We start from the raw sequence: 24,689 nt of genomic DNA, 5'->3' as shown, positions 1-24,689 counted from the left end.
ACGATCAGTTCGGACGGGCGTCGGCTGCGCCTTCGGCCTGCGCCGCGCGCTGCTGCTCGTGCTGGGCGTACAGGGCGTCGAAGTTGATCGGCTGGAGCACCATCTGCGGGAAGCCGCCCTTCATCACCAGGTCACCGACCGTCTCGCGGATGTAGGGGAAGAGCAGCGTCGGGCAGTAGGCACCCAGCAGCTGGCGACGCGTGGCGTCGTCGAAGCCCTTGATGGTGAACACCCCGCCGTACTGCACCTCGGCGAGGTAGATGGTCTTTTCCTCGACGGTGGCCGTGACGGTGATGGTCAGCTCGGTCTCGAAGGCGGCATCGCTCAGGCGCGTGGCGTTGTTGCCTACCTGGACGCTGACCTCGGGCTTCCAGTCGTCGCGGGTGAAGATGTCCGGCGCCTGCGGCGACTCGAAGGACAGGTCCTTCAGGTAGATCTTCTGCACGAAGAACTGCTGGTCGTTGCCTTCCGTTGCCTGGCCATTGCCGGCGGCGGTGTTTTCGCCCTCTGCCATGTCGTATTTCCTGGTCGTCGGTGGATTCGTCGGGAGTCAGCGGATGCCGTGCCCGGCCAGCCACTGCGTCAGTTGCGCGGCCGGCAGGGCACCGGAAAGGCGGTCGATCTCGCGGCCGCCGGAGAAAAGGATCATCGTCGGGATGCTGCGGATGCCGAAGCGCGCCGAGACGGCCGGCGCACGCTCGGTCTCGAGCTTGGCGACCACCAGCCGGCCACGGAAGTCGCGTGCCAGCTGGTCGAAGGTCGGGGCCATCATCTTGCACGGCCCGCACCACTCGGCCCAGAAGTCGACCAGCACCGGCAGCTCGCTGCGGCTGACCTGGCGCTCGAAGCGGGAGTCGTCCAGCACCACGGGCTGGCCGGGAAACAGGGTCTCGCCGCAGCGGCCGCAGTTGCCGCTGCCAAGCCGTTCGACGGGCAGGCGGTTGATTGCCCCGCAGGCCGGGCAGACCACGTGTCTGGAATCACTCATCGCGGCGCGTCCTCTCGCTCGATGCCGACCGTCATGATAGCGCGACCGGGGCGCCGTGGTGCCAGTACGTGGCGCGGCGTCGCGTCAGGCACCCTCGACCGGCGGCTCGCCCGCCGCACGGCGGGCCTCGGCCTCCACCAGCGGCATCAGTCGATCGTTCCGGTCCAGGGCCGCCAGTTCGTCGTAACCGCCCACGTGCGTCTCGCCGATGAAGATCTGCGGGACGGTCAGGCGCTTGGCGCGCTGGATCATCTCGTCCCGTTTCGCCGAGGACAGCTGCACGTTGATCGACTCGAAGGCGAGCCCGCGCTTTTTCAGCAGCCGCTTGGCGAAATGGCAGAAGGGGCAGAGCGGGCTCTGGTAGACGACGATCGCCGGCTGGTTGCCGGGGTCAGCGGTCATGCCGAACGCCTTACTTGCCCTTGGAAACGGGGTAGTTCTGGCCTTCCCAGGCCAGGATGCCGCCGCCGAGATGGCTGACGTTCTCGAACCCGCCCTTGACCAGGATGTTGGCCGCGGTGGCCGAGCGATTGCCCGAGCGGCAGTACAGCACCACCTCGTCGGGGTTCTCGCCCTTGATCTCGCCGAGCTTCTTTTCCAGCTTGCCCAGCGGGATGTGGCGCGCGCCCTTGATGTGCCCGGCCTTCCACTCGTTGTCCTCGCGCACGTCGATCAGCGCCACGCCGTCGCGGCCGGCCTTGCGGGCGACCTCGGCCGGATCGAGCGTCTTGAACTTCTGCAGGCGGCGGGAGAGCTCGTTGCTAACCAGCAGCACGATGAGGACGGCGGCTACGGTCGAGAGCACCCAGTGGCGGGCCAGGAAATCGATAAAGGATTCCATTGCGTCTTCTCTGAAAATCGGGGGAGATAAGGTGGGCCATACAATGGCCGCGGCGCACAAAAAATTCAAGGCACCGGCGGCATGATGCCGATCCGGTGCCTTGTCGGGTCAACGAGCCGGCCGTTTCGCGACCGGCGGCTGGACTCAGGAGGCGCGCCGCACGCCCAGCTTGGCCAGAATCGAATCCAGCGGGCAAAAGCGGGTGATGCCGCTCTGGAACAGATTCAGGCCGATGAACGCGGTCAGCCACAGCCAGGACAACCGGCCGAGATCCGCCTGGCCGGTGACGTGCGCCAGGGCGAGGGTGGCCAGGATCATCAACCCGGCGATGATGCGAACGTAGCGATCGGTCGTCATGTGCATGCCTCCGCAAAAACTCGTTAGGAGGGCGCGCCAGCAAGGAAAGGCACACCCGAATAGAATTATTTTATTCTATCCTAATTAAGCGGGCAAAAAACTTCCTGCATCATGCCGATCAGGCGCAACGTTCGCGCGTCGGAGACCCGGTAGAACACCCGGTTGGCGTCCTTGCGCGAGGCGAGGATGCCCTTGTCGCGCAGGATGGCCAGGTGCTGAGAGATGTTGCTCTGGGTCGTGCCGACGGCCTCGACGATCTGCTGCACGCTGAGCTCGTTGTCGCCCAAGACGCACAGGATCTTGAGCCGCAGCGGGTGCGACATCGCCTTCAACGACCGCGAGGCACGCTCGATGTCCTCTGAGCGGCCCATCAGCCGGGTGGCGGGATATTCCTCGGTTTCCAAATTCATGGTTCGACCCAAGTGCTGGTTGCGGGTGACGGACGGCGACAGCCTCCACGGGACCCGGGACAAGCTCCGGATGCGCGGCGGCCGGGGCCATCGCCCCGCCGCTCACCCCAGATGGCCCGGTTGGCCCGCTCGGCGGCCTCCCCCCAGGGATCTACCGACACGATCGCCCGCGCGTTGTTTAGGCAGGCATTGCCGATTCGTGCAGAGATTCCCCACCTCCGTATACTACCGCTTTTCCACCGAATTGTTGCAGCCGCCGCTCGACCCCGTGGCGGGCCGGTGACCCCAGCCGACCGCCGACCCGGCAACCGTCACCCGGCGCTGCCACATCCTATCGTTCGTCCACGGTCAGGGGCCGCCTTGCCACAGTCACCGCCACAATCACCCATCGCCAGCCCGCCGGCCCGACACCGCCACCGCGCGGCCCGGCGGCCAATCCCGCTCGTCCTGGCCCTGGCCCTGATGGCGGGGGCCGCCACGCCGACGTTCGCCGAGCCGGCCATCGAGCAGCGCATCGAGGCCCAGCGCGAGGAGATCGAGTCCACCGAGCAGGAACGGGCCGCGGCGCGCGAGGCATTGGCCAAGCTGCAAAAGCGCATGGCCTTCCTGGAAGAGAAGTCGGCCGAACTCGACGCCGAGCGCCGCGAACTCGAGGCGCGGCAACGGACCCTCGACCGCCACGAGGCCGAACTGCGCGACGGGCTGGCCCAGCGACGGGCCGAACTCGAGCGTCGCCTGCAGGCCGCCTACCCGCTGACGCGCGGCAGCGTGCTGCAGGCACTGCTCGGCGATGGCGATGCCCTGCAAACCGATCGCGACCTGCACTACCTGCGCGCCCTGATTCGCCCGGTCCAGGAGGCCCGCCGGGCCCTGGAAAGGCAACGCGTCGAGCTGGCCGAGAACCGTACGGCGATCGCCGAGACCGACCGCGAGCTGCGCGACGCGGGCACGCGGCTCGATCGCCATTACGAAGAGGTGGGCAAGAACCTCACCGAACAGCAACGACTGCTCGCCTCGCTGGGCGAGACACTGGACAAGCAGCAGCGGGACCTGAAAGGCCTGCTGGACCGCAAGCGCCGACTCGATCGCGAGGTGGCCGCGGCACGCAAGGCCGCCGAGGAAGCGGCCAAGCGCGCGGACCAGGAACGCCGCGAGGCCGAGCAGCGGGCCGAACGCGAGCGGACCGAGCGGCTGGCCAGACAGGAAAGCGAACCGCCCGGCACGACGCCCCCCGCCCAGGTCCGGGATGACGGCAGCATCCCGATCACCGGGCGCATCGAGCGACGCTTTGGCGAAACCCTGCCGCAAGGCCGCCTGCGCAACGATGGCGTGATCTTCCACGCCGACGGTGCCAGCGCCGTGCGGGCGGTCGACGGCGGGCGGGTGGCCTTCGCCGGCACGCTCAAGGGATGGGGGCAACTGGTGATGCTGCGCCACGATGGCGACTTTCTCTCCCTTTACGCCCATTGCCGCTCGCTGGACGTCGCCAAGGGCGACCGGGTCGAGCGGGGCGATCGCCTCTGCACATCGGGCGTGATCGACGCCGGCCAGGAGGGGTTGTACGTGGAGGTGCGGCGGGGCAATCGGCCGGTCGATCCGGGCCGCTGGCCGGCCTGGCGCCAGGCCGTGGGCGGCTGACCGGACGGCGATGGCACCGGGTCGCCGCGTGTACTATTCAAGGTACGTTCCGATCCACCGATCGGGCTCGCCGCCGGGGGCGCGACCGTGGCATAGTTGGCGGTGCCCATGCCGACCAGGCCCGGGCCTGGTCGGGGGCGACCGGGGGGCGACGAAACGAGCGCCAGGGGCGGACGACCGCGGCCGGGCGATCGCGTTGGACGGGGCATCTTGATTGCCGCCGTCTCGCCCCCACCGTCACGTAACCACACGGCCTGCCGCCTGGGCAGACGCCTGACCGGCCCGACCGGCCGCACGACGCCGACGATACATGTCTAGAGAGAACACCATGACCACTTGGATCCGCAAAACCTCGAGCCTGGGCATCGCCGCCTTCTTCGGTTTTGCCATTGCCATCGCCATCAACGCGATGGCCGAACGCCCGGCCGACGTCAACGGCGACATCCCGCTCGAGCAGCTGCGGACCTACTCCGACGTGCTCGACCGGGTGCGCTCGGACTACGTCGACGACATCAGCGAGGGCGAGCTGATCGAGAATTCCATCCGCGGGATGATCTCGGAGCTCGATCCGCACTCGGGCTACCTCGATGACGAGGAATTCAAGAGCCTGCGCGAGTCCACCAGCGGCGAATTCGGCGGCCTGGGCATCCAGGTCGGCATGAAGGACGGCGTGCTGACGGTCATCGCGCCGATCGACGACACGCCGGCCAAGCGCGCCGGGCTCGAGGCGGGCGACAAGATCATCCGCATCGACGGCGAGCTCACCCAGGACATGGACCTGGAAGAGGCCGTCAAGCGCATGCGCGGCAAGCCGGACACCGACATCGACCTGACCATCGCCCGCGAAGGCGAGAAGAAACCGCTCGAGTTCACCATCACCCGCGCGATCATCAAGACCGAGTCGGTCAAGCACGAGCTGCTCGAGCCGGGCATGGGCTACATCCGCGTCTCGCAGTTCCAGTCGCGCACCGTCGAGCAGATGCACAAGGCCCTCGATGCGCTGGTCGAGAAGAACGAGGACGAGGCGCTCAAGGGGCTGGTGCTCGACCTGCGCAACAACCCGGGCGGCGTGCTCGACGGCTCGGTCGAGATGGTCGACGCCTTCCTAGAGGAAGGCCAGATCGTCTACACCAAGGGCCGGGTTGCCGACGCCAAGATGAGCTTCGAGGCCAGCAACGGCGATCGCCTCGACGGCGCGCCCATCGTGGTGCTGGTCAACGGCGGGTCGGCCTCGGCGTCCGAGATCGTTGCCGGCGCCCTGCAGGACAGCGGCCGGGCACTGGTCATCGGCGAGAAGACCTTCGGCAAGGGCTCGGTCCAGTCGATCATGCCGCTGTCAAACGGCGGCGCCCTGCGCCTGACCACCGCGCGCTACTACACCCCGAGCGGCCGCTCCATCCAGGCCGAGGGCATCACGCCCGACGTCACCGTCCACCAGCTCAAGGTCAGCGACATCGAGGACGTGTTCTCGATCTCCGAGGCCAGCCTGGCCGGCCACCTGACCAACGGCGACTCGGACATGATGGATGCCATCAAGCAGGCGGAGGGCGACGAGGACGACGAGGAGCGCGAACCGCTCGTCATCCGTGACTACCAGCTCTACGAGGCACTCAACATGCTCAAGGGCATGGTGATCGTCAGCAAGAACACCCACCGCTGATCCGGCGGCACACGAGGAGGAAACACGACATGGCAAGCAAGGCTCTGGTCATCCTGGCACCCGGGTTCGAGGACCTGGAGGCCATCACCACCATCGACATCCTGCGTCGTGGCGGGATCCAGGTGGAGATCACCGCCCTGCACGAGGATGAGGTGACCGGTTCGCGCGGCACCACGGTGGTCGCGGATACCAACCTCACGCTGCTCGACGACAGCCGGGTCTTCGATGCCATCGTCCTGCCTGGCGGCCAGCCGGGGGCGAACAACCTCGCCGCCGACAAGCGGGTGCTCAAGCGCCTGCAGGACCAGTCGGTTGCCGGACGCTGGATCGGCGCGATCTGTGCCGCGCCGAAGGTGCTGGCCGCCGCAAACCTGCTCAAGGGCCGGCGCATCACGCATTTCCCCGGCGCGCTCGATGCCAACGAGGCGCAGGGGGCCGAGGTGACCGACGAGGCCGTGGTGGTCGACGGCAACCTGGTCACCGGCCGGGGCCCGGGGGTGGCGATGGACTTTGCGCTCGCGCTGGTCGAACAGCTGGCCGGGCGCGAGACCCGCGACGCGGTGGAAGCCAAGCTCGCCCGTTGAGTCGCCTGATCGACAAGCGCTCCAATTACATACCGCGCCTGCCCACCCGGCAGGCGTTTTCCGTTATGACGTCATGAGCCAGCAACCCTCGTCAACCGGCTACGTCACCCCGGCCACGACGATCGAGCGCGAGCTCGAGGTCAAGAAAAGCCGCTTTATCGCCCGTGCCGGGCCGGTCGCGGACCGCCGGGCCGCCCTGGCCTTCGTCGACTCGATGAAGACTGACTACCCGGACGCCCGCCATCATTGCTGGGCCTACCTGGTCGGCAATCCCGACACCGCCGCCAGCGCGGCGATGAGCGATGACGGCGAGCCGAGCGGCACGGCCGGCAAGCCGATCCTCAACGTGATCCAGCACAAGGGCATCGGCGACGTGATCGTGGTGGTGACGCGCTACTTCGGCGGCGTGAAGCTGGGCGCGGGCGGCCTGGTGCGCGCCTATGCCGGGGCGACACAACAGGCGCTCGCCGACCTCCCCCTGGACGCGCATCGCCCGCAGCAGGGGTTCGACCTGGCGTTCGACTTCGCCGACGAGCAACCGTTGCGGCACTGGGCGGAGCAGCACGGCGCCCAACTGCAATCGATCGACTACGGCAACCGGGTCACCGCACGCCTCGACGTACCCGTGGAACAGGTCGAGGCCTTCCAGGCCTTTCTCGGTTCCCAGGGCATCGAACGGATCAAGCCGCCCGACGATTGAGCGACGCCGGCCTCCATGCCGGCCGACGCACGCAAAAAGGCCCGGGCAGTTGCCCGGGCCTCGTTTTTCCTGACACGTCCCTGTGTCGTCGAACGACTCGATGCGTCCTTACTTGTTGGTGAACTCGGGGTAGGCCTCCATGCCGCACTCGACCGAGTCAACGCCTTCCTGCTCGTCTTCCTCGCTGATGCGCAGGCCCATGACGGCCTTGAGGATCAGCCAGATCACCAGGCTGGCGACGAAGACGAAGCCACCGATCAGGGCCAGACCCGCGAGCTGCCCGCCGAGGGTCGCCTCGTCGTTCGACAGCAGGACCGCCAGCACACCCCAGATACCGGCCACGCCGTGGACCGACAGGGCACCGACCGGGTCGTCGATCTTGATCTTCTCGAAACCGAGGATCGAGAACACCACGATCACGCCGCCGATCGCACCGATCAGGGTCGCCAGCAGGGCCGACGGGGAAGCCGGGTCGGCGGTGATGGCGACGAGACCGGCCAGCGCGCCGTTGAGCACCATGGTCAGGTCGACCTTGCCGAAGGCCAGGCGCGAGGTGATCATCGCCGCGATCACGCCACCGGCGGCCGCCAGATTGGTGTTGGTGAACACCTGGGCGACGGCGTTGGCCGAACCGACGTCGGACACCTTGAGCTCCGAGCCGCCGTTGAAGCCGAACCAGCCCAGCCACAGGATGAACGTACCTAGGGTCGCCAGCGGCAGGTTCGCACCCGGCAGGGCGTTGACCTGGCCGTTCGGACCGAACTTGCCCTTACGCGGACCAAGCAGCAGCACACCCGCCAGCGCGGCGACCGCACCGGTGAAGTGGACGATGCCCGAGCCGGCGTAGTCGGAGTAGCCGAGATCGCTCAGGATGCCGCCACCCCAGCTCCAGTAGCCCTGGATCGGGTAGATCAGGCCGGTGAGGACCACGGTGAAGGCGAGGAAGGCCCACAGCTTCATGCGCTCGGCGACCACGCCGGACACAATCGACATGGCGGTGGCCACGAACACGACCTGGAAGAAGAAGTCGGCCATGTTGGAGTAGTAGATGTCGCCACCACTCGCCACGACGTCCGCCGCCGAGTTGTCGCCGCCGATGAAGAACGACAGGCCCGGGATCAGGCTGGAGATGCCGTCGCTGTACATGATGTTGTAGCCCACCACCATGTACATCACGCAGGCGATCGAGAACAGCGCGATGTTCTTGGTCAGGATCTCGACGGTGCTCTTGGAGCGCACCAGGCCCGCCTCGAGCATGGTGAAGCCCGCCGCCATCCACATGACGAAGGCACCGGCGATCAGGAAGTAGAACGTATCGAGGGCATAGCCCAGTTCGATGACTTGAGTTTCCACGGTGAAATCCTCCGCTTAAAGGGCGTCCGTACCGGTCTCGCCGGTCCGGATGCGAATGGCTTCCTCGATCGGCGAGACGAAGATCTTGCCGTCGCCGATCTTGCCGGTACTCGCCGCGTTGGTGATCACCTCGATCACCTGGTCGGCGAGCGCGTCGTCCACGACCATCTCCAGCTTGACCTTGGGCAGGAAGTCGACCACGTATTCCGCGCCGCGATACAGCTCGGTGTGGCCTTTCTGGCGACCGAAGCCCTTGACCTCGGTCATGGTGATGCCCTTCACGCCGACGCCGCCGAGCGCCTCGCGCACGTCGTCAAGCTTGAAGGGCTTGATGATTGCCGTAATCAGTTTCATGTCTCTCTCCTCGGATGCGGGCCGGCACCGGGCCGACCCATGAGTCCGTTTGGGGCGGGGGCGATCAGAACGACTTCGACCAGCTGATCCAGAGCTTCAGGTCGTCCGAGTTGTCGTCGCCGAAGCCGTGGTTCTCGTCGATGTCGGCCAGTTCGAGATTCAGGCCAAAGGAGCCGAATTCACCGGCATCCTTGGACAGGCCGGCGCTCCAGTGGCCGTAATCGAGCTCGTTGGTCGAGCTGTCGGCATCGAAGGTGTAGTAGCCGTAGTACAGGCTGCCGCTGTAGCCGGACTCGCCGAACGGCACGTCGACACCGGCGTAGTAGTACAGGTCGCCCGTGTCGAAGGCGCTTTCGCCCGTGGCCTGGGAGTTCACCGTGTAGGCCAGGCCCGCGGTGAGATAGCTGTAGGACAGCGAGCCGTAGATCTCGCCGAAGTCGAGATCGTCACCGTCCGGGTAGGCGTAGTAGATGTAGCCCACGTCGTAGCCGAGATCGCCGATGCTGCCGCCGTAACCGGCGTAGAGGTCGAGCTCGTAGCTGGTGCCGTCGCCGAAATCGACGGTGGACGCCCAGGTGCCGGCGTAGAAACCGGAGTCGTGCGCGTAGTCGAGACCACCCTGGACGGCTGCGCCGTCGTCGGTCTGGGTCACGCCACGGAAGAAGTAGTTGGAGACCACGCCGACATTGGCGGACACCTCGGCCGCAGCCACGGAGGGCAGGGTGAGGGCCGACAGGCTGACGGCGGAGGCAATGCTGGTAGCGATAAGGGTCTTTTTCATGTCTGTGCTCCATCAGGTGAACGTTCGGGTTCACCCAGGCCATTGCACCGCCCGTGCCAGTTGCGGTTTTCCTTTACTTATAGACACTTATCGACGACCTCACCGAAACCCTCTTCGGCACCGACCGCCCCGCCTCCCCAATTTGGGGACGGCAATTTTCTCGCCTGCCTCTTTATGGTGCGCACGGCACGCCCGTGATCGACCGGTGTATCGCCCGCGATACACCGATGCTTCGGGGTGCGGATCGGTGTGATCTCCCCGGCTCAGGTTGTCTTGCATCTGCCCGGGGTATCCCCAACAATCCCGAGGTCAGGTCTGCACGAACCACCCGAGGTACCGAGATGTCCATCACCCACACGATCGAAGAGATCTCCCAGCGCATCGAGCAGGCAATGCCCGACAGCCTGCGCGAGGGCAAGCAGGAGTTCGAGAAGGCCGTCCGCCAGGCCGTCAGCAACGGGTTTTCCCGCATGGATCTGGTCACGCGCGAGGAATTCGACGTCCAGACCCAGGTGCTCGCCCGCACCCGTGCCAAGCTCGAGGCGCTCGAGCAGCGCGTCGCCGAGATGGAAAAGCACCACGGCGGCCAGCCCGAGAATGAAGAAGGCGACATGGCCAACTGAACCCAGGACCCGCGAAGCGGTTTCCGGACCGGTTCGCCAGAACGACCACGGCCGACGGGCATGGATGCCCGGCCGCCAGCTGCCTCAGCTCACCCCTCCTCGGCGCCGAGTTTCCCGCAATAGGCGCCGACCGATAACCCGACAAACGAGGCATACGGACATGCCCATCGCCAAGATCCACAGCCGGGCGCTGCTCGGCATTCATGCCCCGCAAGTCACCGTGGAGGCCCACGTCGCCCCGGGACTACCGGCATTCACCCTGGTCGGGCTTCCCGAGACCGCCGTGCGCGAGTCGCGGGACCGCGTACGCGCGGCGATCCTGTCCTCGGGCTTTGAGTTCCCGCCACGACGGCTGACCGTCAATCTGGCCCCGGCCGACCTGCCCAAGGAAAGCGCGCGCTTCGATCTCGCCATCGCCCTGGCCATCCTGGCCGCCACCGGCCAGCTGCCGGCACCCGCACGCGAACGCCTGTCACAGATCGAATGCCTGGGCGAGCTGTCCCTGGACGGCGGCCTGCGCTCGGTGCGCGGCAATCTGTCGGCGGCTCGAGCGGCGCGCGATGCCGGGCGGGAGTTGCTCCTGCCGGTCGACGGGCAGGCCGAGGCGGAACTGATCCCGGGGGTGGCCGGGCGAGGACTGCATCACCTGCGCGACCTGGTCGCCTACCTCGCCGGCGAGGCCGATCCCGTGCGACTGGAACACCGCCCACCCCCGCCGGTCGACCCGGCCATCAACGGGGATCTGGCCGACGTCCGCGGTCAGCCGCGCGCCAAGCGCGCGCTCGCCATCGCGGCGGCGGGCAAACACAACCTCTTGCTGATCGGTCCACCGGGTGCCGGCAAGAGCATGCTGGCCCAGCGGCTGGCCGGCATCCTGCCCCCGATGACCGAGGAGGAGGCGCTGGCCGCCGCCGAGGTCGCCACGGTCACGCCCGGTGGGTTCGACCCGACTCGCTTCGGCGAACGCCCGTTTCGCGCCCCGCACCATTCGGCCTCGGCCGTCGCGCTGATCGGTGGCGGCTCTCACCCGGCGCCGGGGGAGATTTCGCTCGCCCACCACGGCACGCTCTTTCTCGACGAGCTGCCGGAATTCGATCGCCGCGTGCTCGAGGCCCTGCGCGAGCCGCTCGAGGCGGGTTCGGTGATGATCTCCCGGGCCGCACGCCACGCCCGCTTCCCGGCCGACTTTCAGCTGGTCGCGGCGATGAACCCCTCACCGCAGGGCACGGAGATCCACTCGCGCGCGGCCCAGCGCTACCGCGCCAAGGTTTCCGGGCCCTTGCTCGACCGGATCGACATTCACCTCGAGGTACCGCGCGTGCCGGCCACCGATCTGGATCAGGCCCAGCCGGACGGTGAGGACAGCCAAGCCGTCCGCGAGCGGGTCATTGCCGCGCGAGAGCGCATGCGGGCTCGACAAGGAGTGGTCAACGCGCGGCTGGACGCCGCCGGGGTGGCCGAACACATCGTGCTGGCCAACGCCGAGCGCGACATGCTCAACCGGGCGATCGAGCAGTTGAATCTTTCGGGGCGGGCACGCGAACGGATCCTCAAGCTCGCCCGCAGCATCGCCGACTACGAGGATCGCGAGGCGATCGATTCGGCCGCCCTGGCCGAGGCGATCGGCTACCGGAACCTCGATCGGCTTTTCGCTGGGAGCTGACGGTCAATGGCTCAGTACGCGTGGCGGGCTATGATGATTACCGGCCCTAGACAGATACTCGTACAGGGCGGGATTGATGGCGTGCAGGTGTCCAGGTCAATTTCTCCGCTACGCTCTCGATCGACCCACAGCCCATCGAGCCATTCAATCCGTATTATTCGATGCGCCATGCCCCAACCACTACGACGCCAGGACCCTCCGATCGACTGGAGTACAGAAGCCGTTGCCAACCACCCTGTGCTTAGCTCCGGTGTGGGCGCCTGTATCACCTCATTTGCAAGCTTGGAAGCAACTCTAGGGGTCATGCTTGCCATGATTCGCTGGGAAGAGGCCCCGACCGCAGTGGAAAGATGGCGAAAGATGACCTCGACAAAGAGAAAGGTTGAGGTGATTTTGACTGAAACCGCTTTGACCAATGAAGGCTTTGCGCAGTGGCTTTCGATAGAGCTTGATAAGTACGAGCAACTCGCCACGCGTCGAGCCAAGCTGGCGCATGGATTCTTCGGAATCATCACCGACAGGCATAACGAATTCGCGTGGAGGACAGGCGGTTCGGCTGCACAACGGATGGCTAAAGGTTTGAGCATGCCAACCTTTAAACCAGAACCAATACCAAAGACATGGAAGTACACGCCGCAGGACTTCCGGGACTTGGCGCAAGAATGTGCGGATGCAGCCGAACTTATCGGCGAGCTCATCAAAATGTTGCCCATGTACCACGCCTTTTCTAAGCCGCTCTGAACGGCATTTCATCCTCCCTAACTCGAGCCCGACCAGCTTCCCGCTATATCGAGGGGAGTATTGGCCGCAGCTACCGTTTACCCCAACCTTGGCCGGCTGTTCGCCGGCAACTAGTAGAGGGAGCGTGCCGGGCCTCAGCCCGGGCAGCGGGCCGTGATGATCGCGCGCCGGGGCGCAGGCAGCCCTTCGCGGGTACGGACAGGATCGTCGGGATCGAGGAAGTCGACCAGCGACTGCCGGTCGCCGAACCACTCGGTGCGGTGCTGCTCCTCGGTCGTGGTCACCGACACGTCGACCAGCTCGGGATCGACGAAACCCATGCGCTTGAGCCAGCCGATGACGGCGGCCGGGCTGGGCAGGAACCAGACGTTGCGCATGCCGGCGTAGCGATCGGCCGGCGTGAGAATGGTGGTGGCATCGCCCTCGACCACCAGGGTCTCGAGCACCAGCTCGCCGCCCGGACGCAGGCAGGCCTTGAGTTCGCCGAGGTGCGTGAACGGGTCGCGGCGGTGGTAGAGCACGCCCATCGAGAAGACGGTGTCGAAGCGCGGGCGCTGCGGAAAACCCTCCAGCGTGGTGGGCACGATGCCGGCACGCGTCTCGCCGAGCAGGTGGGCGACGGCATGAAACTGCGCCACGAACACCCAGGTGGGATCGACGCCGAGCGCGAAATCCGCCCCGGCACCGAGCATGCGCCAGAGGTGATAGCCGTTGCCGCTGCCGATATCGAGCACCCGCCGCCCGGCGAGCGGCTGGATATGGTCGACCAGTCGGTCCCACTTGAGGTCCGAGCGCCACTCGGTGTCGATCGTTACGCCGAAGAGCTCGTACGGGCCCTTGCGCCACGGGATCAGGTCGCGGAGGGCGTCCTCGAGCCCGGGCAGGGGCGCCTCGGCCCGGGCAGTGATGGCAGGGCAATCAAGGTGGTTGACGGCATCGACCGGTCGTTCAGGCAGCCGGCCGATCGCGGCGAGCCAGCGTGGCCAGTCGCCGTGGTTGACCGCCGCCCAGTCGAACGTACGCCATCCCTCCATCGGCATGCGCCGGGGGAGATGACCGAGCGCGGCACGCGTCTGCCGAGCGATGCGTTCGATGCCGAGCGCGATCGCCCCCTCGGTGGCGGCATCCCTCATCGACGAATCAGAACCGGTAACCCAGCCCGACGGCGAACAGGCCGGTTTCCTGGTCATAGAACCGGATGTCGGAATCGCGTTCGGACCACACGCCGTAGGCATTGACCGACCAGTTCGACCAGCCGAATGGCTCGGCGTAGCGCACACCGGCGACCACGCCCATTTCCCGGCCATCGCGGTACTCGTCGTAGATCGGTTGACGGGCGTCGTAGCGATCCACCCCGTAGTAGCCGGTCATCGAGAGCGACCAGCGATCGATGTCGTAGCTCGCGGTCAGCTGCGGTCGAACCAGCCAGCCGCGATTCGCGGCACCATCGGCATCCAGGCGGCGATACTGCACGCCCGGGGTGAGACTCAGGTTGTCGGTCACGGCGAGGCGATAGTTGAGGTCGAACCGATGCTCGGTGCCCTCGCGGTCTAGCAGTCGGCGATCGGCGGCCGACAGCCCCAATGCCTGGCCGGAGCGCTCCTGGTCGATGTCGCGACGATAGAGACGGTAGTCGATCGACAGGCCGGTGCCGGCGATGCCGGCGAGACCCAGACGCAGACCCCGCCGGTCGACGTCGCTGGCATCCCGGCGGGTCCCCGTGACGAATGGATCCGACCACACCTCGCTATCGTTGACCGTGACCGGGATCACCCCGGCGGTCAGCAGGCCGACCCGGTCGACCAGGTAGCGCGCGCCCAGCTCGAGGGCGAGCTCGCCGTCGGCCAGTGCCGACCGCGGGGTGCCGGCGTAGAGCGCGAGCTCGCGCGGCACCACGGTGTAGTCGATGCGGCCCAGCACGCCCCCCACGGCGCGCATCTCGCGCGAGGAGAGGCTGTAGAGGGAATCGATGCGTTTCTGGTCGCTGGAGACGGCCAGGTTGGAGCGACTCGAGATCACCCCGACCAGCGGCTGGACTTCGCCGGACAGGCCGGTCTCGTCGGCGATCGGGGCCGACTGGACGCCCGTCGCGACCAGGAGGCCGAGCGACAGCATCGTCAAGGCGAGTCCCCGGCCCAGGGTTCCGGCGAGGGTTTGACCAATGGCTCGAGCAACGGGTTGTTCGGAGGATGTCATCGGCTATGTTCCTGTTGTTCACCGGCCACGAATCGCGCGTCCGATCGGCACGGGCCGCACAGCATAAGAGTTATGTCTCCTCGCGCCATGAGCGGTTCCCTGGAGTCACCGATCCGTCGGCATCTCGCGTTGTTTTTTTGCATCGTCGCGCCAACCACAGGCAGAAACCGTAATGGCGCGAGAGCATCACCACCTCGGCAAATCCGGCGCGGCGCAGCCGCTGTTCATGCGCCGTGACCGTCTCGCTGCGCAGCACGTTTTCCAGGGCCTGACGCTTGCCGGCAATCTCGAGCTCGGAGTAGCCGTTGGCCCGCTTGAAGTCGTGGTGCAACTCGGTCATCAGGGCTTGCGCCCCGGGATCGGGTTCGTGGACCTTTTCGGCCAGCACCAGCACGCCGCCCGGCAGCAGGCCGTCGTGGATCGACTCGATCACGGCATCCCGGCTGTCCGGGTCGACGAACTGCAACGTGTAGCCGAGCACCACCATCGAGGCGCGTTCGGGCACCACCTCGGCCAGATCGGCACAGACGAGATCGGTGGGATAGGGCGAATGGAAGGCGGCGAGCTGGGCGCGGGCGCGTTCGAGCATGGCCGGCGAGTTGTCCACGCCAATCAGCTCGACTCGATCCGGCGGCGCGTCCATCCCGGCGAGGGCCGAGCGGATCGAGAGGGTCATGGCGCCCAGCGAACAGCCCAGGTCGTAGACCCTCGAATCGGACCGAACGTGCCGACGGGCAATCGCGGCCACCAGCTCGAGGTTGAAGCGATAGCCCGGCACGGAGCGCGAGATCATGTCCGGAAAGACCGCCGCCACCGAGGCGTCGAAACGGAACGCCGCCGGCGCCGTCGGGCCGGAAAAGAGATCGTCGCGACCGCTGGTGGCGGTTGGTGGCTTTGATTCGGACATGAGTTACGCGGTCTTCCCAGGGGCGGGAAAGTCTACCGCGACGGGTGGATCACGAACAGGGCGACCCTTGCGGTCGCAACCCCCGCGAAACCAGCTCCTCGGCCACCGCCTCCGGCGGGCCGCTGAAGACGATCCGGTCGCGCTTTCCGGCCAGCTGGTAGTCGTACATCGGGTCGTAGTACTCGACCAGCATGACGCGGATCAGGTCACGCAGACCCTGGACGTCGTCGCGTTCGTACCAGGCATCCAGTGCCTCGGCGGCCATGCCGCGCACCCTGGCGTGGCGCACCCCGCCCAGGCGCTTGGCCACCCGGTCGATCGCCCCGAGGATATGCGCTCGGACCCGCTCACTCGCCCCGGCGGCATCGGTGGCCAGCACCCGACGGTAACCGGCCTCGAGGTCGATGATGTAGTCCTTGAGACTCTGTTCGACGCGCTCGTCCAGGGGCCGTTCGATCACCACCAGCGGCGAGGTGCGCATGCGCTCGAACAGCGTCGGCGGCACCTGGCGCGCGCCGACCATCTTGCCCTCGTCCTCCACCAGGATCGGCTCGTCGGGCGCGCGGTGGCGCAGGCGCAGCAGGTCGATGGCGACCTGGTTCTCGAAATCGATCGGCGTGGGCTGGGGCTCGGGCTCGCGGCCGAAGGCCGAGCCCTTGTGACGAGCCCGTCCCTCGAGGTCGAGAAACCGCTCGAATCGAGTCAGGAAGGGCGTCTTGCCGACCCCGGTACGCCCGCCGAGCATGATCAGCGGCGCGTCGACGGCCTGGGTCTCGAGCGCATCGAGCAGGAAACGCCGCATCGCCTTGTAGCCGCCGGCGACGCGCGGGTAGGCGATACCGGTCGCCTCGAACAGCATCTGCTGGGTCAGCCGCGAGCGCAGCCCGCCACGAAAGCAGTACAAGAGGCCTTGCGGATGCGCCTCGACGAACGCCCGCCATTCGGCCACGCGCCGGGCCTTCTCCTCGGCATCCACCAACGCGTAACCCAGCGCGATCGCTGCGTCCTGGCCCGCTTCCTTGTAGCGAATCCCGACCTGGTGACGTTCCTCGTCGGTGAGCAGGGGACGATTCTCGGCGCCGGGAAAGGCGCCCTGCTCGAATTCCACCGGCGCGCGAACGTCCAGCATCGGCCGCTCGTCGAGGAAGATCGAGGCGATGTCGGTGACCAGCGGCAGATCGGCTCGCCCGCTCACGCTCGGTCGTCCTCGTGGAAGACCACGCGCGGGCCGTCATCCGGTTCGTGCAGGCGACCGATGGGCGTGGCGTGCAGGCCCGCCTCTTTCAGCAACGCGGCGACCGAGTCCACTGCCTCGGGGCGCACCGAGACCAGCAGCCCCCCCGAGGTCTGCGGGTCGCAGACGATGGCGCGCGCGAACTCGCTCATGGCGCCGAGCTCCTGCCCATAGCTCGCAAAATTGCGGCCGGTGCCGCCCGGCATCTGGCCGGCGGCGATGTAATCGGCGACCGCCTCGATCAGCGGCAGGGATGCCACGTCGATCTCGGCGCGCAAGCGGCTGCCCCGCACCAGCTCGAGCAGGTGGCCACCCAGCCCGAAACCGGTGACGTCGGTCATCGCGGTGACCGCCTCGATCGATGCCAGCTCCCGGCCGATGCGGTTCAGGCGCGTCATGCTGTCCGGGGCGAAATCGGCATGCGCGGCATCGAGCACGCCGTTCTTCTGCGCCGTGGTCAGCACGCCCACGCCAAGCGGCTTGGTCAGGAACAACTGGTCGCCGGCACGCGCGGTGTCGTTGCGCTTGAGGCGGTCGAGCTCGACGCGGCCGGTGACGGCCAGGCCGAAGATGGGCTCGGGCGCGTCGATCGAGTGGCCGCCGGCCAACGTGATGCCCGCATCAAGGCAGGCGCTGCGCCCACCGTCGATGACCGCCGCGGCCACCTCGGGCCCAAGCTTGTCGATCGGCCAGCCAAGGATGGCGATGGCGAGCAGGGGTTGGCCACCCATGGCGTAGACGTCGCTGATGGCATTGGTCGCAGCGATCCGGCCGAAGGTGAACGGGTCGTCGACGATCGGCATGAAGAAGTCGGTGGTCGAGATGATCGCGCTGCCATCGCCCAGGTCGAAGACCGCCGCGTCATCGCGCGAATCGTTGCCCACGAGCAGGCGGGCATCGGGCTGGATCGGGGCCAGGCTGGAGGCCAGCATGTCGTCGAGCAGCGCCGGGGCGATCTTGCAGCCGCAGCCGGCACCGTGGCTGTACTGGGTCAAGCGGATGGTGGGGGCGTTTTCTCTGGGCATGGAATCGTCGGTGGCAAGTGATCGAGCACGGGTGGGGCGAGAGGCGCGTGGTCGACGGGCGGCACAGCCGGCCGCGCAAACTGTCGTCCCGTCGGGTCCGGCAGGGGCTACCCGTGCCGAACCGGGCCGTCTTCAACGTCTTCAGGGCATCTCGGGAATCGGCAGGGTCTCGAAACCGGGCTTGGCGAACCAGTAGCCCTGGAATCGGTTCAGTCCGAGCGACCGCAGCGTCTCGTATTCCTCGCGCGTCTCGACGCCCTCGGCGATCAACTCGATACCCATCTCCTCGCACATCATCGCCGTCGAACGGATCACGGCCTGCTTGCTTTGATGGTCATCGACGCCGCGCACCAGGTTGAGATCGATCTTGACCAGGTCCGGTTCGAGCTCGATCAGGTGGTTCAGTCCGGCAAAGCCCTCGCCGTAATCGTCGATCGCGCGCAGCAGCCCGCGCTCACGGTACTCGTCGAAAATCGACCGCAGGTGGCCGCGATCGGTGATGCGCTCGGCCTCGGTGACCTCGAAGATCAACCGCCTCGGGTCGAAGCCGTAGATGCTCGCCGCCTCCATGGTCGCGCGGATGCAGGCCTGCGGCTTGTAGACCGCGTTGGGCATGAAATTGATGCTCAGATTGGCCTCGATGCCGAGCTCCGCGGCCAGGCGAATCGCGGTCACGCGCGCGGCCTGGTCGAAGTAGTAGCGATTCTGGTCATTGACCTGGGTGAGCACGCTGCCCGCCGATTCGCCGTTGGGGCCGCGCACCAGGGCCTCGTAGGCATAGACCTCGCCGCGATCGATATCGACGATCGGCTGGAAGGCCATGGAGAACGCGAACCCCAGTCGATCCGAGGCCTCGGCGAGGCAGTCGCGGCAAGTCACCTGGCGCACCCCGTCGGGGAACACCTGCAAATCGTTGAGTTCGGTTACTTGCGGCATCGACAACCTCCAGGGGCACCTGCAATCCATGGCCCGTGAAGACACGCGGGACCAGTGGATCAGTCTAGCAAAAGCCCGAGGATTCCCGTGCGGCTCATGAGGTAATCGTCCATCACGTAGCCGCCCCCGATGGGCTGGCAGTCGGTGCCGGTGATCACGAAGCCGGCCCGCTCGTAGGCACGGATCGCCGGCCGGTTGTGTCGATTGACCCGCAGACAGGCCCGGTCGACCCCGTCGCGGGCCATCTCACGGCAGGTGGCATCGATCAACCATCGCCCCAGTCCCGTGCCGTGAAACCCCGGATGCAGGTACAACTTGTCGAGGAAACCGCCCCCGCCCGCCGGACGCCAGGCGGAAAAGCCGATCGACCGGCCGGCCAGGCGCAACAGGGAAAACCGCGTGCCGTTTCGCAGCGACTCACGCAGCGCCGGCAAGGCATAGCCCCGGCCGAGCATGTAGTGCACCTGGCCGCTGCCGATGATCGGCGGGTAGCAACGCCACCAGATGATCTCCGCCAGGCGGGCGATCTCGGGCAGGTCGGCGGTGGCGGCCGGATCGAGCGACAGGCCACGGCGGTTCGTGGGGGCAGGTGTGGGCAGCGCCATCGGCTCAACCCCGCGAGGAGAGCACCATTTGCTGCAGGTTCGCGTAACCGTGGCGCCGAACGAAACGGTTCATCACCTCGACGGCCGGGGCAAAACGGCGCTGGTCGTCGTGGCCACTGCGCTGCTCGGCGGCGCGCATGTCGGTAAACAGCTTCTCCCACTCCGGCACGACGTCCGCGCGTGGCAGGAAGCGGGCCGAGGTGTAGCCCTGCGTCTGGCCCTCGCGCACGATCGGCGCGACTCGGGTGAGCACCCAGTAGTGATCGCCGTTCTTGCAGCGATTCTTGACGATGCCGAAGAACTCGTCATCCGCCTGGATCGTCTGCCACATCAGGTGATAGACCGTATCCGGCATATCCGGGTGGCGCAGGATGTTGTGCGGCTGGCCGATCAGCTCGTCGACCGCGAACCCGGAGATCTCGGCCAGCGACCGGCTGGCCTGAGTGATGATGCCGCGGCAGTCGGTCTTCGACTGCAGGGCACGGTGGCTACCCAGGCCCACCACGCGCCCGGTGACCTGACGGATGTCGATCGGCGGCTGGTACTCCATCGACAGCATGGCGACACTCCTCTACCCGCGGGATGCCGGCGGCGAACCGGTTCCCAAGAAAATTCGATCGGGTATTAAAGCCTGCGGCGTCCGGCCCTTCAACCAAGCGTGGCGCTCGGGAAGGCCTACTTGCCGATGCAGAAGCTGCCGAATATCTCGCCGAGCAGGTCGTCGGCGGTGTAGCGCCCGGTGATCGCCTCCATCGAGCTCTGCGCGCGACGCAGCGACTCGGCAGCGAGTTCGCCTGCACCCAGGGCCAGCGAGTCACCCGCCTCGGCCAAGCTGTCCCGGGCACGCTCCAGTGCCTCGAGGTGGCGACGGCGCGCGATAAAGGGGTCCTCGGTCCGGTCGGAGACGCCAGCCAGGTGACGCAACTCGCGACGCAGCGCGTCCACGCCGGCCCCGGTCCGGGCACTGAGGCGCAGCGTGCCGTCCTCGACGGACTCGGACGGCGACTGGTCGGTCAGGTCGACCTTGTTGATCACGGTCAGCAGCGGCTTGTCAGGCAGGCGGGCGAGGGTTTCCTCGTCCTCGGCCGAGCGCCCGCGCGCGCCGTCGATCAGGTGCAGGATCAGGTCGGCTCGCTCGACCTCTTCCCAGGCACGCCGAATGCCTTCCTGCTCGATCGGGTCATCGCTCTCGCGCAGCCCGGCGGTGTCGATCACGTGGATCGGCAGGCCGTCGAGCATGATCTCGGCGCGCAGCACGTCGCGGGTCGTGCCGGCGATCTCGGTGACGATCGCGCGCGATTCCCCGGCCAGCTGGTTGAGCAGGCTGGACTTGCCGGCATTGGGCTGACCGACGATCACCAGCTGCAACCCCTCGCGCAACCGCACGCCCTCGCCGGTGCGCCCCAGCAGGTCGGCGAGTTCGCGGCGCAAGTCGGCCAGCTGGTCGCGCAGGCGCGTGTCGGAGAGGAAGTCGATCTCTTCTTCCGGGAAATCGAGCGCCGCCTCGATGTACATGCGCAGGTGGATCAGGTGCTCGACGAAGGCATCCACGCGTCGCGAGAACGCCCCGGTCAGGGACCGGCGCGCGGCGGTGGCCGCCTGCGTGGAACCGGCCTCGATCAGGTCGGCAACCGCCTCGGCCTGCGCGAGATCCATCCGGCCGTTGAGAAAGGCGCGTTCGGTGAACTCCCCCGGACGCGCCGTGCGGGCGCCGCAGCCGACCATTTCCTCGACCGCGGCGTCCAGCAGCACCGGGTTGCCGTGACCCTGCCACTCGACCACGTCCTCGCCGGTGTAGGAGTGCGGCCCCGGAAAGTAGAGGACGATACCGTCGTCGAGCACCGACTCGTCGGCTCGACGCTTCAAGGTGACGTAATGCGCGTGACGCGGCCGGGGGGAGGTGCCGGTCAACCGCGTGATGATCGCGCGGGCTTCCGGGCCCGACAGGCGCACCACGCCCACGCCGGCCCGACCGGCGGCCGTGGCCACCGCGCAGATCGTGTCGACCGGTGCCGCACTCACGACGGCAACCGACGAGCGCCGGGGCGATGTTTCACGGGAAACATCTCGGGGCAACCATCGCCGCGGATCAGCTCGATCCCTTCTGGGCCGCCATCTGCTTTTCCACCCGGCGGGTGATGATCGCCTGCTGGACGATCGAGAGCAGGTTGTTGACGAACCAGTACAGCACCAGGCCGGCCGGGAAGAAGGCGAAGAAGACCGTGAACACCACCGGCAGCCACTGGAAGATCTTCTTCTGCATCGGATCGACCGGTGCGGGGTTGAGCTTCTGCTGCAGGAACATCGAGGCGCCCATCAGCAGCGGCAGGATGAAGTACGGGTCCTTCTGGGTGAGGTCCTCGATCCACAGGATCCACGGCGCCTGGCGCAGTTCGACCGACTCGACCAGCACCCAGTAGAGCGCGATGAACACCGGGATCTGGATCAGGATCGGCAGGCAGCCGCCCAGCGGATTGATCTTCTCCTTCTGGTAGAGCTTCATCATCTCCTGCGAGAGACGCTGCTTGTCATCGCCGAAGCGCTCCTTGAGCGCCTGCATCTTGGGCGTGACCGCCCGCATGCGGGCCATGGAGCGGTAGCTCACCGCCGATGGCCACAGGAACAGGAGCTTGATCACCACGGTGACCAGCACGATCGCCCAGCCCCAGTTGCCGACCCAGTCATGGAACAGGTCGAGCAGCCAGAAGATCGGCTCGGAGATGAAGGTGAGGATGCCGAAGTCGACGGCCAGGTGCAGGCCGGTGGCCAGCGGCTCGAGGTTCGACTGGATCTTGGGCCCGACGTAAAGGATCGACTCAAGCGTCTCGCTCGATTGCGGCGCGACGGCGGTGACCGGCGACATCAGCCCGAGGCTGTAGACGGTAAAGCCGTCCTTCTGGCTCTTGAGCGTGTAGTACTGGTTCACCTGCTCGGGGTTCGACGGCACCCAGGCGCTCATGAAGTAGTGCTGGATGATCGCCGCCCAGCCGTCCTGCAGGTCCTTCTGCAGCTTGATCTTGCCCATCTCGTCGAATTCGATCTTCTCGTAGTTGAGTCGATCGCCACCGCCGGCCGGCGTGCCCGCATAGACGCCGCCGGTATAGGTGTACATCAGCTGCATGCCGGGGGTGGAACCCGAGCGGGTCAGCTGACGGTATTGCTGGCCGCGCCATTCGGCGTCGGTGGTGTTCTCCACCGTGTAGCGCAGATCGACGGCGTAGGAGCCGCGCTTGAACAGGTAGGTCTTGGTGACGCGGATGCCGTCCTGCTCCCAGGTCATCGGCACCTCGAGCACGGACTCGCCCTCGGCAAGCCGGTATTCGGGCTGCTCGACCTGGAAACGGGCGTGGTGATCCGGCGCCGGCGCGTTCTTGGAACCGATCAGGCCGGACTGGGCGATGTAGGTGAAGCCGCTGGTGTCCTGTAGCAGGCGCACCGGGTCGTCGGGGCGGTCGAGCTCAACCGGGTATTCCAGCAGGTCGGCCTGGCGAATTACGCCACCCCGCGGGTCGATCTCGAGCGAGAGGACGTCGGTCTCGACGCGAACCCGGTCCCCGGCGACCGAGGCACTGCCGTTCGAGTCACCACCCGCTGCGGCCGGCACGTCCCCGCCCGTGGACGGCCCGCCCGAGGTGGGCAGGTCGTCGGCCGGCGCCTTGTCGGCGGCCGCCTGCTCGGTCGTCTGGGTGACATTGCTGCGCTCGGCCGGTGACTGATTGTCCTCCAGCCAGGCCTGCCAGAGCAGGATCAGGACGAAGCCCAGGGCGATGATCAGGATCAGGCGGCGTTGTTCCATGGGAATCTTTCAGTCTCGCGATTGAACGGCATGGGGCCCGTGGTGGGCATCGGCTCGGGAAGCGGAGGACTCGGCATCATGCGGGCAGCCGCCGGGTTCCGAGGAGGTGCCGGGCACCGGATCGATGCCCCCGGCACAGAAGGGATGGCAGCGCCCCAGGCGGCGCAGCGTCAGCCAGCCCCCCTTGAGCGCACCGTGTCGGGACAGGGCCTCGACGGCGTACTCGGAACAGGTCGGATAAAAACGACAGGAGGGCGGCAGCATCGGGCTGATCAGCAGGCGATAGCCCTTGACCAGGCCGATCAGGACGCGGCGCATTTCCGGCTCGCCTTGTTCAGTGCCTGGCGCATCTGGCGATGCAGCTCGGGCATCGACAACCCGTCCACTCCCGACTTGGCCAGGACCACGACGTCCATGCCGGGTAACTCGGCCCGGCTCAGGCGGAACTGTTCGCGGGCGACGCGCTTGACCCGATTGCGCTCGTGGGCAAGCCGTACCCGCTTGCGGCTGACAGCCAATCCCAGGCGCGGCTCGCCGCCGGGATTGGCGTGCAAGGCCAGCATCAGGTTGGCGGTATGCACCCGGTTACCTCCGCGCATCACGCGTTGGTAGTCCGACCCGGAAAGCAGGCGCGCCGAACGCGGAAACCGGCCGCCACGAATGACGGCCGGTTCCTTGCTGTCGGCCCCGGAGGTCGGGGCCTCGGGCGCGGCCGGGGTCATCGGCCTCAGGCAGAGAGCCGCTTGCGGCCCTTGGCGCGACGGGCGTTGATGATGGCGCGACCACCGCGGGTCTTCATGCGGGCACGGAAACCGTGGGTGCGCTTGCGGCGCAAGTTGCTCGGCTGAAAGGTTCTTTTCATGACGACGTCCCAGTAGTGATTCAGGTGTTACTGCACGGATCGGCCGATCTCGATCGGCCCGTCTCGGCCAACTCAGGCGACCATATCCGCTTGAAAAAGGGGCCGAATACTCTGACAGACCGGGGGCTGCTGTCAAGGGCGACGTCACACCACCCGGTCGAACCGGGCCTCGTGACACCGATCGACGGACGTGAGGACCGTCAATTACCGCCCCCATCGGGGTCCCCGACGCGTCGGTCGAGGCCAGCTGGCATCTTGTGGATAAGATGTCGACCACCCGTGGCTGGATGTTATCATCCGCCCCTTGTCTAGCTGTGGAGTCTCATGAGGTTGTCCTCGGGTAACCCAAGGACGCTGATGGGCGGTTTATGGTCAAGGCTGCCATGTTGCCGGTGCCAATTGTAGTCATGCAGCCATCTGGGTAAGTGCTGAGCA

Annotated in this window: 29 protein-coding genes and 1 pseudogene; 7 read left to right on the top strand and 23 right to left on the bottom strand. The window is 66.9% G+C overall.

The annotated features are described in order from the left end of the window. Nucleotides 1-4: 4 nt before the first annotated feature. The 6 genes from secB to FAZ79_RS07745 all read right to left on the bottom strand — a co-directional run bounded on the left by secB (nt 5) and on the right by FAZ79_RS07745 (nt 2,596). The gene (gene secB / locus FAZ79_RS07770; RefSeq protein WP_136867409.1) at nt 5-514 is read right to left on the bottom strand and encodes a protein-export chaperone SecB; all 510 of its coding nucleotides are present in this window, start codon (nt 512-514) and stop codon (nt 5-7) included. Nucleotides 515-550: 36 nt separating this feature from the next. Further along, complete coding sequence (trxC, locus tag FAZ79_RS07765; RefSeq protein WP_136867408.1) at nt 551-988, bottom strand: thioredoxin TrxC; 438 nt, start codon at nt 986-988, stop codon at nt 551-553. An 84-nt stretch (nt 989-1,072) separates the two neighbouring features. Then, the gene (gene grxC / locus FAZ79_RS07760) at nt 1,073-1,390 is read right to left on the bottom strand and encodes a glutaredoxin 3 (protein ID WP_136867407.1); all 318 of its coding nucleotides are present in this window, start codon (nt 1,388-1,390) and stop codon (nt 1,073-1,075) included. 10 nt (nt 1,391-1,400) lie between these two features. Continuing rightward, nucleotides 1,401-1,829 (bottom strand): rhodanese-like domain-containing protein, encoded by a 429-nt coding sequence (locus FAZ79_RS07755; protein ID WP_136867406.1) that lies wholly within the window; start codon nt 1,827-1,829, stop codon nt 1,401-1,403. A 144-nt stretch (nt 1,830-1,973) separates the two neighbouring features. Further along, on the bottom strand, nt 1,974-2,186 hold the full coding sequence (locus FAZ79_RS07750) for a DUF2892 domain-containing protein (RefSeq protein ID WP_136867405.1): 213 nt from the start codon (nt 2,184-2,186) through the stop codon (nt 1,974-1,976). Between the two features lie 80 nt (nt 2,187-2,266). Further along, complete coding sequence (locus tag FAZ79_RS07745; protein WP_058574906.1) at nt 2,267-2,596, bottom strand: metalloregulator ArsR/SmtB family transcription factor; 330 nt, start codon at nt 2,594-2,596, stop codon at nt 2,267-2,269. Between the two features lie 360 nt (nt 2,597-2,956). Between FAZ79_RS07745 and FAZ79_RS07740 the strand changes: the two genes are divergently transcribed. The 4 genes from FAZ79_RS07740 to FAZ79_RS07725 all read left to right on the top strand — a co-directional run bounded on the left by FAZ79_RS07740 (nt 2,957) and on the right by FAZ79_RS07725 (nt 7,178). Beyond that, entirely contained in the window at nt 2,957-4,234 is a 1,278-nt protein-coding gene (locus FAZ79_RS07740) for a peptidoglycan DD-metalloendopeptidase family protein (RefSeq protein ID WP_169303646.1), read from the top strand. Between the two features lie 328 nt (nt 4,235-4,562). Then, nucleotides 4,563-5,894, top strand: coding sequence for a S41 family peptidase (locus tag FAZ79_RS07735; RefSeq protein WP_136867403.1), 1,332 nt, complete (start codon nt 4,563-4,565; stop codon nt 5,892-5,894). Nucleotides 5,895-5,923: 29 nt separating this feature from the next. Further along, on the top strand, nt 5,924-6,478 hold the full coding sequence (locus FAZ79_RS07730) for a DJ-1 family glyoxalase III (RefSeq protein ID WP_136867402.1): 555 nt from the start codon (nt 5,924-5,926) through the stop codon (nt 6,476-6,478). Nucleotides 6,479-6,551: 73 nt separating this feature from the next. Further along, nucleotides 6,552-7,178: a YigZ family protein gene (locus tag FAZ79_RS07725; RefSeq protein ID WP_136867401.1), complete on the top strand. Its 627-nt coding sequence runs from the start codon at nt 6,552-6,554 to the stop codon at nt 7,176-7,178. 108 nt (nt 7,179-7,286) lie between these two features. Here the strand turns inward: FAZ79_RS07725 and FAZ79_RS07720 are convergent, their stop codons facing one another. From FAZ79_RS07720 to FAZ79_RS07710, 3 genes are all read right to left on the bottom strand, one after another. Then, nucleotides 7,287-8,531: an ammonium transporter gene (locus tag FAZ79_RS07720; RefSeq protein WP_136867400.1), complete on the bottom strand. Its 1,245-nt coding sequence runs from the start codon at nt 8,529-8,531 to the stop codon at nt 7,287-7,289. Between the two features lie 15 nt (nt 8,532-8,546). After that, nucleotides 8,547-8,885: a P-II family nitrogen regulator gene (locus FAZ79_RS07715; RefSeq protein WP_136867399.1), complete on the bottom strand. Its 339-nt coding sequence runs from the start codon at nt 8,883-8,885 to the stop codon at nt 8,547-8,549. A 64-nt stretch (nt 8,886-8,949) separates the two neighbouring features. Continuing rightward, on the bottom strand, nt 8,950-9,666 hold the full coding sequence (locus FAZ79_RS07710; protein ID WP_136867398.1) for a TorF family putative porin: 717 nt from the start codon (nt 9,664-9,666) through the stop codon (nt 8,950-8,952). A gap of 341 nt (nt 9,667-10,007) precedes the next feature. On the opposite strand from FAZ79_RS07710, the gene FAZ79_RS07705 reads away from it, so the two are divergent. The 3 genes from FAZ79_RS07705 to FAZ79_RS07695 all read left to right on the top strand — a co-directional run bounded on the left by FAZ79_RS07705 (nt 10,008) and on the right by FAZ79_RS07695 (nt 12,693). Then, entirely contained in the window at nt 10,008-10,289 is a 282-nt protein-coding gene (locus tag FAZ79_RS07705; RefSeq protein WP_136867397.1) for an accessory factor UbiK family protein, read from the top strand. Nucleotides 10,290-10,449: 160 nt separating this feature from the next. Then, on the top strand, nt 10,450-11,952 hold the full coding sequence (locus tag FAZ79_RS07700) for a YifB family Mg chelatase-like AAA ATPase (RefSeq protein ID WP_136867396.1): 1,503 nt from the start codon (nt 10,450-10,452) through the stop codon (nt 11,950-11,952). Nucleotides 11,953-12,312: 360 nt separating this feature from the next. Beyond that, nucleotides 12,313-12,693 carry a hypothetical protein gene (locus FAZ79_RS07695; protein WP_169303645.1) on the top strand — a complete coding sequence of 127 codons (381 nt, stop codon included), beginning with the start codon at nt 12,313-12,315 and terminating at the stop codon, nt 12,691-12,693. Between the two features lie 134 nt (nt 12,694-12,827). Here the strand turns inward: FAZ79_RS07695 and cmoB are convergent, their stop codons facing one another. The 14 genes and pseudogenes from cmoB to FAZ79_RS07625 all read right to left on the bottom strand — a co-directional run. Then, nucleotides 12,828-13,826 (bottom strand): tRNA 5-methoxyuridine(34)/uridine 5-oxyacetic acid(34) synthase CmoB, encoded by a 999-nt coding sequence (gene cmoB, locus FAZ79_RS07690; RefSeq protein WP_211238821.1) that lies wholly within the window; start codon nt 13,824-13,826, stop codon nt 12,828-12,830. 7 nt (nt 13,827-13,833) lie between these two features. After that, nucleotides 13,834-14,808, bottom strand: a complete 975-nt coding sequence (locus FAZ79_RS07685; protein ID WP_169303644.1) for a DUF2860 family protein — start codon at nt 14,806-14,808, stop codon at nt 13,834-13,836. A gap of 151 nt (nt 14,809-14,959) precedes the next feature. Then, nucleotides 14,960-15,796: a carboxy-S-adenosyl-L-methionine synthase CmoA gene (cmoA, locus tag FAZ79_RS07680; RefSeq protein ID WP_136867393.1), complete on the bottom strand. Its 837-nt coding sequence runs from the start codon at nt 15,794-15,796 to the stop codon at nt 14,960-14,962. Nucleotides 15,797-15,845: 49 nt separating this feature from the next. Next, nucleotides 15,846-16,991, bottom strand: a complete 1,146-nt coding sequence (gene mnmH / locus FAZ79_RS07675; protein ID WP_197039160.1) for a tRNA 2-selenouridine(34) synthase MnmH — start codon at nt 16,989-16,991, stop codon at nt 15,846-15,848. Beyond that, nucleotides 16,988-18,055, bottom strand: a complete 1,068-nt coding sequence (gene selD, locus FAZ79_RS07670) for a selenide, water dikinase SelD (protein ID WP_136867392.1) — start codon at nt 18,053-18,055, stop codon at nt 16,988-16,990. The genes mnmH and selD overlap by 4 nt, the downstream gene beginning before the upstream one ends. A gap of 141 nt (nt 18,056-18,196) precedes the next feature. Further along, a complete protein-coding gene (locus FAZ79_RS07665; protein WP_136867391.1) occupies nt 18,197-18,991 on the bottom strand; it encodes an EAL domain-containing protein in 795 nt (264 codons plus the stop codon). A 59-nt stretch (nt 18,992-19,050) separates the two neighbouring features. After that, nucleotides 19,051-19,596: a GNAT family N-acetyltransferase gene (locus FAZ79_RS07660; RefSeq protein ID WP_136867390.1), complete on the bottom strand. Its 546-nt coding sequence runs from the start codon at nt 19,594-19,596 to the stop codon at nt 19,051-19,053. Between the two features lie 4 nt (nt 19,597-19,600). Continuing rightward, entirely contained in the window at nt 19,601-20,155 is a 555-nt protein-coding gene (locus tag FAZ79_RS07655) for a PAS domain-containing protein (protein ID WP_136867389.1), read from the bottom strand. A gap of 116 nt (nt 20,156-20,271) precedes the next feature. Continuing rightward, nucleotides 20,272-21,618 carry a tRNA uridine-5-carboxymethylaminomethyl(34) synthesis GTPase MnmE gene (gene mnmE, locus FAZ79_RS07650; protein WP_136867388.1) on the bottom strand — a complete coding sequence of 449 codons (1,347 nt, stop codon included), beginning with the start codon at nt 21,616-21,618 and terminating at the stop codon, nt 20,272-20,274. Between the two features lie 67 nt (nt 21,619-21,685). Next, nucleotides 21,686-23,392 (bottom strand): membrane protein insertase YidC, encoded by a 1,707-nt coding sequence (gene yidC, locus FAZ79_RS07645; RefSeq protein ID WP_136867387.1) that lies wholly within the window; start codon nt 23,390-23,392, stop codon nt 21,686-21,688. Nucleotides 23,393-23,401: 9 nt separating this feature from the next. Then, nucleotides 23,402-23,710: a membrane protein insertion efficiency factor YidD gene (gene yidD / locus FAZ79_RS07640; protein WP_136867386.1), complete on the bottom strand. Its 309-nt coding sequence runs from the start codon at nt 23,708-23,710 to the stop codon at nt 23,402-23,404. Next, the gene (rnpA, locus tag FAZ79_RS07635; RefSeq protein ID WP_136867385.1) at nt 23,695-24,114 is read right to left on the bottom strand and encodes a ribonuclease P protein component; all 420 of its coding nucleotides are present in this window, start codon (nt 24,112-24,114) and stop codon (nt 23,695-23,697) included. Before rnpA ends, yidD begins: the two co-directional genes overlap by 16 nt. Before the next feature lie 5 nt (nt 24,115-24,119). Beyond that, nucleotides 24,120-24,254: a 50S ribosomal protein L34 gene (gene rpmH, locus FAZ79_RS07630; RefSeq protein WP_058574926.1), complete on the bottom strand. Its 135-nt coding sequence runs from the start codon at nt 24,252-24,254 to the stop codon at nt 24,120-24,122. A gap of 308 nt (nt 24,255-24,562) precedes the next feature. Continuing rightward, nucleotides 24,563-24,689, bottom strand: a pseudogene (locus FAZ79_RS07625) (IS481 family transposase); the annotation flags it as partial.

Source organism: Guyparkeria sp. SB14A (assembly GCF_005096345.1).
GTDB classification, from domain to species: domain Bacteria; phylum Pseudomonadota; class Gammaproteobacteria; order Halothiobacillales; family Halothiobacillaceae; genus Guyparkeria; species Guyparkeria hydrothermalis.
Note: the sequence above shows the minus strand (reverse complement) of the source record. Positions and strands in the feature narration are given on the sequence as shown.